Consider the following 13,763-nt stretch of genomic DNA (forward strand, 5'->3'; position numbering starts at 1 on the left):
CTCTGTAACCCTTTTCCCCTTTTTTTCCCCTTTTACCCTCATTCCCTATTTTTTCTTTTTCCTTTTCTTTCCCGCCCTTAGGCGGGTCGATTTTTTTGAGAAAATGGCGTTAATGTTAAATTTTATTAAGGCAATGAAAGAGTTATCGGTTATCAGTTGGGAAGGTGGTGTTATATTATGGGCAGTAAAGTTGATCAAAAAGCTGATCAGGTTGCTATTAGCATAGTAAATGCTGATAAATATCTCAGCCCAGAAAAGAAAGAAGTTATCCTGTTATAATAAAGTTAATTGATATTTGTTTAAGTTATGAACTTCAACCTTTATCTGGAAGATGAATTAAGTCAGCAACTACAGGCTTTATCTCACTCTACAGACAAATCCCAGAATGCTTTGATTCGAGAAGCAATACAGCTTTTAATTACCACAAAAGAACAGTCTCAATGGTCGTCAACTATCCTTAATTTTCAAGGTGTAAGTGATGGTATTATTTTTGAAGCTTATAGAAAGGAACTTTCCCCACCTAGAGAAGATGAGGTGATTTAGTGCTGGTTTTGCTCGATACTTGTACGATTAGTGATTTTGTCAAAGGTGATAGCAATACTCTAGGGCAGATCAAAAATCATACTAAATCTGGTTATTAAAAACTGATTATTTATTCCCCCTTTTGTCTTTTGCATGAGTAGAAAACGGGTTTCTCGGAGAAACCCGTTTTCTGTGCGTTACCCAACGGATTTAAAAATTAGGTAAAACCCTACACTCGGCCACCGGGAAAAACTTTTTCAGCATACCCTAAATACTGGCTTTCTCTCTTCAACGGCTGATTCCGCGAAGTTGCTGCAGAAGTTGATCAAGAATGTCTTCCATCTCTTCCGGGCTTCTGCCCATCCTGACCGGTCCGCGCAGAAACTCTTTAACCGTTATCTTTTTATCGCGGAAGTCACGGACAAAATTATAGATTTTTTCGGTGGATTGAACTTGTAATTTCATCTCCTCTAGCATTTGCTCAATCGGGTCGATGCCATCCTTCTCACAAGCGCGACTGGCCCTCACCATCTCGCCTTCCGGGGTATTTCGCACCGATCGCAGTTCTCTCTTCAGGTTCTCGTACTGCTTTTTGAGTAGTTCGTTATTGGTTTCAACCTTCTCGCACTGTCGTTTAAGGTCGCTTTCCGATGAGCCTTCAACCTCGAAAGAGTCCCCCATTTGATGCTGTCGTTCGATTTCCAGCAGTCTGGCAATATCTCCCTCTTTATAGGCACGGTTGACCTCCTTCATGATCTCATTGTGACGCATCCGAGTTTCGGGGTCTGTAACCTTGTCGGGGTGAAAAATCTCGGCCATTCTCAGGAAAGTGCGGCGTATTTGTCTAGATTCAGGAGATTTAGGCGAGCTTTCAGGTGATATCTCTGTTCCATCATCGTGACGGCCGTAGGAGTCTCCCCCAGAGAAGAAATCCTGCGCGGATTGCTCTGATGATCCTTCCGGTCCTTCGTCTCCGAAAAGTTCGTCAAGTTCTTCATCTCCATCCTCAAATTTTGGGCTAATCACCCCCGTTAACTGAAGTGTCTCGTAAATTCCGAGAATCCTTTTTTTTGTCTGCTGCCCCAATTTTCTAGCAGTGAGGATTTCGTCAAAAAGGGCGTGTATTTCGCGGTCGAGGTCGGTAAGTTTTTGATAGAGGGGTTGCCCTCTCTGGAAAATCTCCGTCGCTAAGGAACGCATCTGGTCGAGGAATTTCTTCAGTTCGTTGCGTTTTCTGCCAATCTGCTTGAGGAGCCACTGATGCTCCTCCTCTAAAGCTTGGAGACGAAAATGTAGGGAAGACAGAGCCAAGGAAGGAGAGGTAGGCGAATCAGAGGAGTTCGGTGGTTTTGGCTTTTTAGATCTGGTCATTACTTTGGGGTGAAAGCATATTGTCCATTCTACCAAGCCGGAAGGAACCGCATTCCTAAAACTCACCCTTGGCTCATTTTGTTGTTTCTCCCACCTCCCCAATTCCCCAATTCCCCACTTCCCCAATTCCCCAATTCCCCATCTCCCCACTTCCCCACTTCCCCAATTCCCCAATTCCCCATCTCCCCACTTCCCCACTTCCCCACTTCCATCACCCCATCACCCCATCACCCCTGCTCCAGCGCCCTACGGAAACCTTTTTAAGTGGCTAGAAGCTAGATATATCAATGGTCTTAATTAATTCTTATCAATCGAATTAAATTTTTGTAAATAAAATTCTCGATCGGATTAATTATTTTTTCCAAATTCCGCTAGACTTATTTAGTAAGTTCAATCGAGTTTAGATATTCCATAGCTAAATTTCTATAGCACGGGCTAGAGGGAAAGTTTAGCGAGGGATTCCTTTACCCATAATTCAGCACACATATTTGCTTTAGCAAGCAGGTAGGAGATTCTATGTCAAATTTTTCGAGACGGAAATTTTTAACCACGGCGGCGGTTTCAGCGGCAGGGGTTGTTGTCCTGAAAGGTTGTGTGGGTAATCCCCCCGACACTACGGGTGGAACCACCACCACCGCGCCCGCTGCCCCGGTTGCTTCTCCCGTCGCCATCGCCCCGGAACAAGCTCCTGAAACCACCAAAATTAAATTAGGTTATATTCCTATCGTTGAGGCCGCACCCTTAATTATTGCCAAGGAAAAAGGCTTTTTCGCCAAACACGGGATGCCCGATGTGGAAGTCTCCAAACAAGCAAACTGGGGTTCCGCTAGAGATAACGTCGAAATTGGGGCAGATGCGGGCGGAATTGACGGGGGACAGTGGCAAATGCCCATGCCTTACCTAATTTCTGAGGGACTAATCACCAAAAATAACGTTAAAGTCCCCATGTATGTGTTGGCGCAGTTAAACACCCAGGGTAACGGAATTGCGATTGCGGGTAAACACGAGGGCAAAAATATCGGTTTAGACCTAAAACCCGCCAAAGATTACATCCTCGGCATGAAAACGACGGGAACTCCCTTCAAAGCCGCCTATACTTTCCCGAAAGCTAACCAAGACTTCTGGATTCGTTACTGGTTAGCCGCCGGTGGTATTAACCCCGATACGGATATTAACCTAATTGCGGTTCCTGCCGCCCAAACCGTGGCCAACATGAAAACGGGAACCATGGATGCGTTTAGTACCGGTGATCCTTGGCCGGCGAGAATTGTGGCTGATCAGATCGGTTTTATGTCAGCTTTAACCGCAGAAATCTGGCCCTATCACCCGGAAGAATACCTCGCTGTCCGCGCCGATTGGGTGGATAAAAACCCGAAAGCCACCAAGGCCCTATTAAAAGGAATTATAGAAGCGCAGCAATGGCTCGATCAAGAGGCAAATCGGGCAGAAGCGGCGGCAATTCTCGCTAAACCGGCTTATTTCAACCTCAAAGAAGAAATTATCGCCGGTCCCCTCAAAGGAATACAGAAAATGGGTGACGGCAAACCGGAAATCACCGACAAAAATAAAGGGGTTTTCTACTGGAAAGATCCCGTCGGTAGCGTTTCCTATCCGTACAAGAGTCATGATCTCTGGTTTTTAACCGAAAGTGTTCGTTGGGGTTTCTTGCCGAAAGAAACTTTAACCACTGCCTCAGCATTAATCGACAAAGTTAACCGCGAGGATCTTTGGAAAGCGGCAGCCACAGAATTAGGAGTTCCTGCGGCCGATATTCCCACCAGTACCTCCCGCGGTGTCGAAAAATTCTTTGATGGCAAAACTTTTGATCCTGCCAATCCCCAAGCTTATCTCGATAGTTTGGCGATCAAAAAATAGCGAGCTTTTCTCGATAGGCTAGGGGCATAAAATATCTAGTCTATTAATCCCAAAAGTGTTTTCTTCTCTTCCCAATCCAGTAACTTTATCTTCAACAAAGGAAAACGGCAAAATGGCAAGTAGCGTCAGCAGAACAGGCAAAGATGGTTTCAACTTCAGTAAATTCTGGAAAAAGCATTCCCAAGACATTCTTCCCCCCATTATCGGTACCTTAGGTTTTCTGATTGTTTGGCAATTAGTCTCGATGGTGGGATTAATCAAATTACCCCCCCCATCCGACCTAATCACCAATGAACGGACTCGTACTTATTTAATGTATCCTTTCTTTGATCGTGGGGGCATTGATAAGGGACTATTCTGGCAAACTTTAGCGAGTCTGCAACGGGTATTAATCGGTTATTCTTTTGCCGCAGTGGTTGGTATTGGTGTTGGGATTATGGTCGGTTTAAATTCCTTCTTAAATAAGGCCCTCGATCCCCTTTTCCAATTCCTAAGAACAGTTCCTCCTCTTGCTTGGGTTCCCCTATCTTTGGCCGCTTTACAACAAAACCAACCTGCTGCTTTATTCGTGATCTTTATTACCGCAGTTTGGCCGATTTTGATTAATACCACCGTCGGTGTCCAACAAATTCCCCAAGACTATATCAACGTTAAACAAGTCTTGCAATTGTCCAGCAAAAAATTCTTCTTCAAGATATTAATTCCCTCGGCACTTCCCTACATCTTCACTGGTTTGAGAATTGCGATCGGTTTAGCTTGGTTAGCGATTATTGCGGCTGAAATCGTTATGTCGGGTATCGTCGGTATCGGTTTCTTTATCTGGGATGCCTACCAAAATAACTACATCAGCGATATTATTCTCGCTCTGTTTTATATCGGTGGTGTGGGTTTATTACTCGATCGCTTTATGGCTTGGTTGCAAAATCAAATCGTTCGTCAATAGGGAATCGATGGGGAAAGTTTCCCCATTTTCAAATAACTGAAACTTGAGGAAATTTAAGGAGAAAAAAATATGAGTTTGTTTGTCGCTGTCGATAATATTGATAAAGTCTTCCCTCTCAGTGGTGGCGGTGAATATGTGGCCTTGAAAGGGATTGATTTACAGATAAAAAAAGGGGAATTTATCTCCCTCATCGGTCACTCTGGTTGCGGAAAATCCACCCTCTTAAACATGATCGCTGGTTTAGATTTGCCCACGGAAGGAGTGGTTACTTTGCAAGGTCAAAGCATTAAAAAACCGGGGCCTGATCGCATGGTAGTCTTCCAAAACTATTCCCTTTTACCCTGGTTAACCGTCAAAGAAAATATCACTCTGGCCGTCGATCAAGTTCTCACCCAACTATCAGAAGACGAAAGAAAAGCTGAAGTCGAAAAATATATCGATCTGGTCAATCTTCGTCATGCAGTGGATAAACGTCCCAACGAATTATCGGGGGGGATGAAACAACGGGTAGCGATCGCTCGCGCCCTAGCTATCCGTCCGAAAGTCCTCCTTTTAGACGAACCCTTTGGCGCGTTAGATGCCCTGACTAGAGGTAATCTACAGGAACAGTTAATGCAGCTGTGCGAAGAATACGAAATGACCTCGGTAATGGTGACGCACGATGTGGATGAAGCGGTGCTATTATCCGATCGCATCGTCATGCTCACCAACGGCCCCGGCTCAAAAATTGGCGGTATTTTGGAAGTGGATATCCCCCGTCCCCGCAAACGCATGGAAGTGGTAGAACACCCGAGTTACTACAGTCTCCGGAGCGAGATTATCTATTTCCTCAACCAACAAAAACGGATCAAAAAACTGCGCGCCCGCAAAGTCGAAGTAATTGCCCGTCACGGTTTAGAAAAAGTCAATCTAGAAATCGGTTTTGTTCCCCTCACCGCTTGCGCGCCCCTAGCAGTGGCCAAAGAAAAGGGATTCTTCACTAAACATGGTCTAGATGAGGTGAATTTGGTCCGGGAAACCAGTTGGCGAGGCATTGTGGACGGGATCGCAGGGGGATTCCTCGACGGGGCGCAAATGCCTTCAGGAATGCCCACCTGGTTAACCGTCGGTGGTTATCAGGAGCAACCTTTGCCGATTGTCAGCGCCCTGACTATGACTCGTAACGGTAACGGTGTCACCCTCGCTAAACGCTTCTATGACGAGGGAGTGATTGACGGTAACGCCTTAAAACAGATGCTATTGGAATCGCGGGAACAGCGCCATATTTTTGGCATGGTTCACCCCTCCTCCATGCACAATTTGCTCCTGCGTTACTGGTTAGCGGCCTCTGGTATTGACCCCGATCAAGACGTTCACCTCGAAACTATTCCCCCGGCCCAAATGGTAGCCGACCTGAAAACCGGTAGTATTGACGGTTACTGTGTCGGTGAACCCTGGAACCTACGGGCCGCCATGGAAGGCATCGGTTACACCGTCGCTACCGACTTAGAAATCTGGCAGGGCCACCCGGGTAAGGCCCTGGGAGTCCGGGAAGATTGGGCCAATAAATACCCTAATACCCACGTCGCTTTAGTTAAAGCACTGCTGGAAGGTTGTCGCTACTGTGCCTCGGAAACAAATCAGGAAGAAATTCGTCAAATCCTCGCCAGTCGTCAGTATCTTAGTACCAATATCGATTATATCCAACTGGGTGATCCTAACTCCTACGCGTGCAGTCTCGATCGACCAATGAAAGAATATGCACACCATCTGTTCTTTGGAGAAGGGGTAAATCGTCCCAGTCGTACCGAACACCTCTGGATGATGACCCAAATGGCGCGCTGGGGCCACATTCCTTTCCCCCGTAACTGGGTAGAAATTCTCGAACGCGTCTGTCGGGTGGGTGTCTTTAGTACCGCGGCCCGGGAATTGGGTCTAGGGGATATTAAATATCGTCGCACACCGATCCTTTTATTCGATGGTATCGAGTTTGATGCCGAGGATCCGATCGGTTATCTCAATAGTTTAGAGATCAAACAAAACATCACTATGGCCGAAGTGGCTATTGATGCTCGTCCTAGTGCGGTAGAAACCCGTAAAATTGCCTAAAAATCGACTAAGGGGATAATTCCTAGCCAATTATCCCCGGTCATTGCTCCTATTATCTAATTTCCCCCAAAGACTAATCATGTACACCACCACTGACACAGTTAACCGGGCAACCCAGGCCCCCAGTAAAGAAGCTTTTGTTACCATTGAAGGAGTTTCTAAGGTTTATCCCACTCCTAGAGGCCCCTACACTGTCCTCAAGGATGTTAATCTCAACATCAATGAAGGTGAATTTATCTGTGTGATCGGTCACTCTGGTTGCGGTAAATCGACCCTATTAAATATGGTGTCGGGTTTTTCTTCTCCCACCGATGGCATTGTTAAAGTTAACGGCAAGAAAATTACTAAACCCGGGCCCGATCGCATGGTAGTGTTTCAAAACTATGCTTTATTGCCTTGGTTAAGTGTTTTTGAAAATGTCTATCTCGCGGTAGATGCGGTGTCTCCCAATGCTCCGGAAGCACAAAAACGCTCGATCGTGCGCGAACATTTAGCGATGGTGGGTTTAACCGAAGCTATGGACAAAACCCCTCCCCAAATCTCCGGGGGGATGAAACAACGGGTTTCGATCGCCCGGGCCCTTTCTATCCGTCCCGAAGTGTTGATTCTCGATGAACCTTTCGGTGCGTTGGATGCGATTACCAAAGAGGAATTACAGGAAGAATTGCTGAAAATCTGGCAAGATAAACGCTGTACGGTGTTGATGATTACCCACGATATCGATGAGGCCCTTTTCCTCGCTGATAAGCTGGTAATGATGACCAATGGACCAGAAGCGAAAATCGGCGAAGTGATGAATATTCATTTCCCCCGTCCCCGCGATCGGGAGAGAATTATGGAGGACCCTGAATATTATCGTCTGCGTAACTATGCCCTCGACTTCCTCTATAATCGTTTCGCTCACGATGATGTTAGCTAGATGCGAGCATTTGTATTAGTTTGGGGTGCGGTTGACTTAATAGCGATCGCACCTAGATTTTTTTTCTAGGGAAGCCTTCTTCAAGTAAAATTATTTCTAACTAGGTAAGTAGGTAGGCACAATTATTTGTAGGATGGGTTAGCGGTAGCGTAACCCATGCGGGCGTTGGGTTTCATGCTTCAACCCAACCTACGTTCATTTTATATTTAATTCCACCCACCCACTTAGATGTTAAAAATTGTCAGATACTCCCCTTATAAAGGGGGGATTAAGGGGGGATCAGCTTACTTGTTAGCTAAATAGAACAATTAGCAATAAAATACAATAATAATTTTTACTTAATCGATCATGCTCAAACAGATACGGAAACTACTTATCAATTTTGGTCAACAATGGCGCGATGAAGATTTCATGAAGTCGATTCATCTCATCGAAAACATAGTTTCTAAGGTTTTATCCGTAGCCTTAATTGTTGTTATTATTGTTTCTCTTTATGATTTAGTAGTTATCCTAATCAAAGATTTATTTACCACGGAACCCGTCGGTTTTTTTAGTAAAACTTTAATTGAAATCTTCGGATTATTTCTCAATATTTTGATCGCCTTAGAGTTATTAGAAAACGTCACTGCTTACTTAAGAAAACACATCGTACAGGTTGAATTAGTCGTAGTTACTGCCCTGATTGCCATCTCTCGAAAAATTATTATTTTTGATCCCAATAAATACAGTAAAGATGATTTAATTGCCCTCACCGTGGGAACCCTAGCTTTAGCGGCAAGTTATTGGTTAATCAGAAAAGTTAATCGCGATAATCGTTCTTGAATTAAGGGAAAGGGATAGATTTAGAAAATCTATCCCTTCTAAATAGGGTTTGCGGCAAAAAGTAGGGGCGAAGCATTCGGATAGGAAATCTAGGGTTTCAGCGATAGGTTATGCCCGAATGCTTCGCCCCTACAGGACGCGGGCCGATGAAGATGTAAGGTTTTGAAACATGATTCTCTCAAAATCTTGCACCTGTTTCGCTCGTAAAGCCCCAAAACCCTTACTTTGCCTACATTTCACATTTATTCAGCCAGCCCTAGGGCTTGCTGAATAAATCTAAAAACATTGTTCGATAATACTTTGAGACCTTTTTGAAATCCAAAAGTACCAGCCATTGGAGTGAGCGGGGGGAAAATTCCTGGACTTTTTCCCTGAAAATTAGGTAATTGACCACCTGAAAAGGTAAAACCCTACACCCCACACCCCACACCCCACACCCTGCCCCCAGGAAAAACTTTTTGCCGCAAACCCTATTTACTGGACTCTGGAAATATTACCCGCTTTAATCCAACCTTCGCGACCATCGGACAGACGTATGCGCTGCCATTGGCCATCGCTGCTGGTTCCCACCACACTGACTTTAGTATTATAATCCAGACCGCCGAGACGAGTCGATTCACTGGTAGGTTGAGAGCGCAGACTTAAACCGCTTTGCCATGTCACCCGCGCTTGATAACCCTCGGATGTGGCTTCTCTTTTTCTTGCTTCGGGACTGGGTTTCGGGGAAGCTTTTGGTGCTGGTGCAGCTGTGGGAGACTCTTTCACCTCAGCTTGGGGTTGTTCTTGGACGGGAGTAGTAGGGATGGGAGAAGGTTTGACGGCGGTTTTTTCCTCCTTAGTTTCCTCTTTTTTCTCCTCGGTAAAGACGGGTTTAGGAGGATTAGAATTCATACCGGAGAGAAGCATATAGGCGACAGCAGTAGCCCCACCGACCAAAATCGCCACTCCCATGACAAAACCGAGCATAAATTGCAATAAACCAGATAAACGCTTCATATTGGTGCTAAATTAACTGCTAGAATTGACATTAAAACGATCATCGCGAGAGGCTAAACGAGCTTTACCGGACTTTGCCCAATCCTGTAGAAATTGAATCTGTTCTTGGGCAGTCCGAGCTAGGGGGATAATCTGACTAGCGGCCTCAAGCACATCATCGGTGCTAAAGTCGCGATTTTGACTAAAACCGATGTGCATCGCTTCCACGATGGTTTGTTCGATTTCTGCCCCCGAAAAATCGGGAGTTTCGTAGGCTAATCGCTTTATATCATAACTTTTCAGATTATGGGGCCGAACTTTCCCTAAATGAACGCTAAAAATCTCCTCGCGGGACTTTTGGCTAGGTAGTCCGACAAAAAATATCTCATCGAAGCGTCCTTTTCGCAACATTTCCGGGGGCAGAGATTGGATGTTATTAGCTGTAGCGACGACAAAAACCGGCGATTGTTTCTCGGCTAACCAAGTGATAAAAGTCCCGAAAACCCGCCCGGTGGTTCCCCCGTCGCCTTTTCCCTCCGCTCCGGCGAAAGCTTTATCGATTTCGTCTATCCACAGCACACAGGGAGCTAAAGCTTCGGCGAGATTAATCATCTGACGGGTACGCGATTCCGATTCTCCCACCAATCCGCCAAATAAACGCCCCACGTCTAGACGCAGCAGCGGTAAGTGCCAATGATGGGAAATAGCTTTCGCTGTCAGGGATTTACCCGTCCCTTGAATTCCCACCAATAGTAAACCCCGGGGATTGGGTAAACCGTAGGCGCGGGCGCGTTCACTAAAAGCACCACCGCGACGAATCAGCCAATCTTTGAGATTATCTAGGCCGCCGATGTCAGAAATCTGCTCTGTGGCGGGATAAAAGTCCAATATCTGGGTTTGACGAATCGATTGGCGTTTTTCTGCCAAAATTAATTCCACGTCCTCTGGCTCAATTTTGCCGTGACTGGCTAAACATTTGGCTAAAACCCGACGAATTCTCTCTAGGGATAATCCTTGGGCAGAAAGCACTAATTCATCGAGGAGTGGTTCTTTGACGGGTTGTCCGGTGGCAGCGATTAATCGCTGAATTTCCTGTTTAATTTCTTCGCCACTGGGGAGGGGAAAATCGACGACGGTGATTACTTCGGTTAGATCCGAGGGGATAGACAGTTCGGGAGCGACGATAATTAGGTTTTTGGGCTGAGATTTCAGAGAACGGGCCAGATTTCGCAATTTTCTGGCGATGGAAATATCTTCTAAAAAGCGCTGGAAATCGCGTAAAATTATGATGGCGGCGATGTTAGTCGGCAGCTTTTCGACGAATTCAAGAGCTTGCAGGGGATTACGCCGAGCCAAGTTCTCATTATTGGGATTATCTTGATAACCATCCACGAAATCCCAGACATAGACAGCACGGTTATGGCTCTGTTTGGCAATATCGGCGATCGCTTTTTCGAGACGTTCTTCTTCTAGGGTGGTAATATAGATGAGAGGGTAACGGGCCCGCAGCAGTAATTCAAATTCTTCACCAAAGCTCATAGCTATTCGTCTATAGTTTTTGCTATTTATATCGTCATCAGAAAATATAGCAGTTAGCCGTCTATTAGATATTTTAGTACAAATGCTCGAACTGCTTCTCCGCAGCCCCCTGTTCTGGTGTAGTCTTAACGAGTAATTGACCGCCTTTCTCCTCAAGATGAAGTGTAACCTAATTTTGATATCGACGGCCGGCGACCGACTACCCAAAACGAAAACTTCCTACCTCACCATGAGGATAACTGCTATGTACCTAGGCAAAATTAATTACACATATCTCACTACCTCTTGCATGAGTGCCTTTTGCATGAGTGCCTATCCTAACCAAGAAATTAATTTTGCACGACTACTTATGTATGAATAATGTTATTGACCATGATCGTTTATTTAAGGAATTAATTGCGACTTTTTTTGTTGAATTTATTCAGTTGTTTTTTCCTGAGATTATTAATTATTTAGAGCCTAATCAGATCACATTTTTAGACAAAGAAGTCTTTACCGATGTCACGGAAGGAGAAAAGTATGAAAGTGATTTAGTCGCCCAAGTGCAATTTCGAGGACAATCATCATTTTTCTTAATTCATCTAGAAGCACAGTCTAGCTCTCAACCGGAATTTAATCGGCGAATGTTTACTTATTTCGCTCGTCTGCATCAAAAATTTGCCTTACCAGTTTATCCGATTGTCATATTCTCCTATGATCGTCCGCAAAAAGAAGCAATTCGTCAATACAAAATTGAGTTTCCTGACTTAAAAGTGTTAGAATTTAACTATCAAGTTGTCCAGTTAAATCGCTTGCATTGGCGAGATTTTCTCAATCAAGCTAATCCCGTCGCCGCCGCTTTGATGGCCAAGATGAAAATTGCCCCTCGGGATAGAGCAAAAGTTAAGGCACAATGTCTAAGATTATTGGTAACATTAAGATTAGATGCCGCTAGAATGCAATTGATTTCAGGCTTTGTCGATACCTATCTCAATCTCAACTCGTCCGAGGAGATAGAATTTCAACAGGAGATTAGCACATTTATTCAACCCGAACAGGAGGGAGTTATGCAGATTACCACCAGTTGGATGCGCCGCGGTTTAGAACGGGGTTTAGAACAGGGTTTAGAACAGGGTTTAGCAAGAGAAAGAAATCTAATTGTTCGTCTGATTAAACGTAAGTTAGGAGATATTGATGTGGATATAGAGAGTCGGATTATGACCTTGAATATTGATGATCTGGAACGAGCGGGGGAAGCTTTATTGGATTTTTCGACATGGGAGGATTTAACTAATTGGTTAAATGCTTTAGACGCTTAGTATTTTTCTCTTAAAATTCACAGAAGGCTATTGATGTTATGGGTGTAACTTTTGAAAATGCCATCCAACAAACTCAAGATTTACTAAGTCAAATTGAGTTGTTAGATGCCAATACAATCACTCAGAAATTTACTGAGTTAGTCTCAACAGAAAATGGAGCTAGAGGTTTTTTTGTTACTTACTTAACCAGGGATTTATCCTATAGTGAATATCCTAGTTTAGAAGTAATCACTGCTTTAAAAACTTCCCCGATATTTGTCAATGAATTATTAGTCAAAAATCTGGCTATGTCCACGGCAATGGTCATCTATCATCGCGGTCAAGGGGACGAAGAAAACGCCCAAGGTTCTGAGAAAGTCCAAGAAAAAACTGGTCAACTAATTAAGCAGTTATTATCGCCTGCCTTGGAGGAAAAATTACAACAATTAGCCACCAGTTTAAACGCGGGACAAGGAGAATATCAAGCCTTTCTAGAGCGCTGGGGATATGACGATTGCCAACGTCAAGCGATCGCAGAAATCATTCAACCTTTTCTTCAGTAACTAGGGGCTGCTGAAAAAGTTGGTTGGTGGGAGCCTGGTGTGGGGTTTTACCCATTTTCAGGGAAAAAGTACCTGAATTTTCCCCCTGATTACTCCAATGGCCGGCACTTTTGGATGGCCAAAAAGTCTAAAAGTCTTATCCAACAAGGTTTTTGGATTTATTGAGCCGGACTTCTGTATTTCTGAGTCAACTTTGGGGAGGTAAAACCCCAAGCCGATGATGGGATTTGAACCCACGACCAATTGATTACGAATCAACTACTCTACCACTGAGCTACATCGGCACATTGCCAGTTTCTGATTATATCACGGACAATAGATACAGAGCTAGAAAAATTTTTTTATGAGCAAATCTCCTCGACTCGATCCCCAAAAATACGCGCGCTTGAAAGCGGAAGCGGCCAATCCCTACCGAGGTCTGCGACAGTTTATCTATCTCGGTTTAGGGGCATCCGGTTTTATTGGTGCGGTGGTTTTTCTGGCCCAATTAGCGGCAGCAAGGGACGTAGCCACCGCCTTACCCAATTTTGCCCTACAAATCGGTGTGGTGGCCCTGATGATTTGGTTATTTCGTCGGGAAAAAAAAGCTGGCGGTTGAGGGAGTAGCCACCGATAGCCAAAACGGTCTCTTTCCCTGGAGAATAAAAGTTAACATTAACTCCAATCTTTCTGTGTTATGATCGAGGCGAGAGTCAAGATTGGTGTTCAAGTTCGTTTTCAGTATTAACTCGGTAAGTCTTTTACTTTAGTATTGTTCGGCTTCTCCCTGAATTTTGTGTCTCCACACCGTTTCGAGTATTGATCGAGGATTCAAGTATTATGTCTATTTTTGTTGGTAATCTCTCTTACGAGATTTCCCAAGAAGATCT

Annotated in this window: 12 protein-coding genes and 1 tRNA gene; 9 read left to right on the forward strand and 4 right to left on the reverse strand. The window is 44.6% G+C overall.

The genetic code is table 11. The annotated features are described in order from the left end of the window. Window positions 1-306: 306 nt before the first annotated feature. Window positions 307-543 carry a ribbon-helix-helix protein, CopG family gene (locus O9295_RS10960; RefSeq protein WP_287972925.1) on the forward strand — a complete coding sequence of 79 codons (237 nt, stop codon included), beginning with the start codon at window positions 307-309 and terminating at the stop codon, window positions 541-543. A gap of 267 nt (window positions 544-810) precedes the next feature. Here O9295_RS10960 and O9295_RS10965 read toward each other — a convergent pair whose 3' ends face one another. Next, window positions 811-1,893 carry a molecular chaperone DnaJ gene (locus O9295_RS10965; protein WP_288032950.1) on the reverse strand — a complete coding sequence of 361 codons (1,083 nt, stop codon included), beginning with the start codon at window positions 1,891-1,893 and terminating at the stop codon, window positions 811-813. Window positions 1,894-2,409: 516 nt separating this feature from the next. Here O9295_RS10965 and O9295_RS10970 point away from each other — a divergent pair. From O9295_RS10970 to O9295_RS10990, 5 genes are all read left to right on the forward strand, one after another. Further along, on the forward strand, window positions 2,410-3,768 hold the full coding sequence (locus O9295_RS10970) for a CmpA/NrtA family ABC transporter substrate-binding protein (RefSeq protein WP_288032951.1): 1,359 nt from the start codon (window positions 2,410-2,412) through the stop codon (window positions 3,766-3,768). Window positions 3,769-3,880: 112 nt separating this feature from the next. Next, entirely contained in the window at window positions 3,881-4,711 is an 831-nt protein-coding gene (gene ntrB, locus O9295_RS10975) for a nitrate ABC transporter permease (RefSeq protein ID WP_288032952.1), read from the forward strand. 69 nt (window positions 4,712-4,780) lie between these two features. After that, entirely contained in the window at window positions 4,781-6,799 is a 2,019-nt protein-coding gene (locus tag O9295_RS10980) for an ABC transporter ATP-binding/substrate-binding protein (RefSeq protein ID WP_288032953.1), read from the forward strand. A 79-nt stretch (window positions 6,800-6,878) separates the two neighbouring features. Further along, window positions 6,879-7,718: a nitrate ABC transporter ATP-binding protein gene (locus O9295_RS10985; RefSeq protein WP_194017350.1), complete on the forward strand. Its 840-nt coding sequence runs from the start codon at window positions 6,879-6,881 to the stop codon at window positions 7,716-7,718. A 348-nt stretch (window positions 7,719-8,066) separates the two neighbouring features. Then, window positions 8,067-8,540, forward strand: coding sequence for a phosphate-starvation-inducible PsiE family protein (locus tag O9295_RS10990; RefSeq protein ID WP_002798406.1), 474 nt, complete (start codon window positions 8,067-8,069; stop codon window positions 8,538-8,540). A 474-nt stretch (window positions 8,541-9,014) separates the two neighbouring features. Here O9295_RS10990 and O9295_RS11000 read toward each other — a convergent pair whose 3' ends face one another. Together O9295_RS11000 and O9295_RS11005 are read right to left on the reverse strand one after the other, a co-directional pair. Next, entirely contained in the window at window positions 9,015-9,536 is a 522-nt protein-coding gene (locus O9295_RS11000) for an SH3 domain-containing protein (protein WP_012265257.1), read from the reverse strand. A 12-nt stretch (window positions 9,537-9,548) separates the two neighbouring features. Further along, window positions 9,549-11,054: a Ycf46 family AAA ATPase gene (locus tag O9295_RS11005; protein WP_002759196.1), complete on the reverse strand. Its 1,506-nt coding sequence runs from the start codon at window positions 11,052-11,054 to the stop codon at window positions 9,549-9,551. A 353-nt stretch (window positions 11,055-11,407) separates the two neighbouring features. Here O9295_RS11005 and O9295_RS11010 point away from each other — a divergent pair, with 353 nt between their 5' ends. Together O9295_RS11010 and O9295_RS11015 are read left to right on the forward strand one after the other, a co-directional pair. Then, on the forward strand, window positions 11,408-12,352 hold the full coding sequence (locus O9295_RS11010) for a DUF4351 domain-containing protein (RefSeq protein ID WP_288032955.1): 945 nt from the start codon (window positions 11,408-11,410) through the stop codon (window positions 12,350-12,352). A gap of 38 nt (window positions 12,353-12,390) precedes the next feature. Beyond that, entirely contained in the window at window positions 12,391-12,894 is a 504-nt protein-coding gene (locus tag O9295_RS11015; protein WP_288032956.1) for a sll1618 family protein, read from the forward strand. 212 nt (window positions 12,895-13,106) lie between these two features. On the opposite strand, the gene O9295_RS11020 is transcribed toward O9295_RS11015, so the two are convergent. After that, window positions 13,107-13,178: transfer RNA gene (locus O9295_RS11020), tRNA-Thr, on the reverse strand. Between the two features lie 59 nt (window positions 13,179-13,237). On the opposite strand from O9295_RS11020, the gene O9295_RS11025 reads away from it, so the two are divergent. After that, window positions 13,238-13,492: a DUF3493 domain-containing protein gene (locus tag O9295_RS11025; protein WP_008198594.1), complete on the forward strand. Its 255-nt coding sequence runs from the start codon at window positions 13,238-13,240 to the stop codon at window positions 13,490-13,492. The last annotated feature ends 271 nt before the right edge of the window (window positions 13,493-13,763 follow it).

Origin of the sequence: Microcystis sp. LE18-22.4A, from assembly GCF_027531105.1 — a bacterium.
Taxonomy (GTDB): domain Bacteria; phylum Cyanobacteriota; class Cyanobacteriia; order Cyanobacteriales; family Microcystaceae; genus Microcystis; species Microcystis aeruginosa.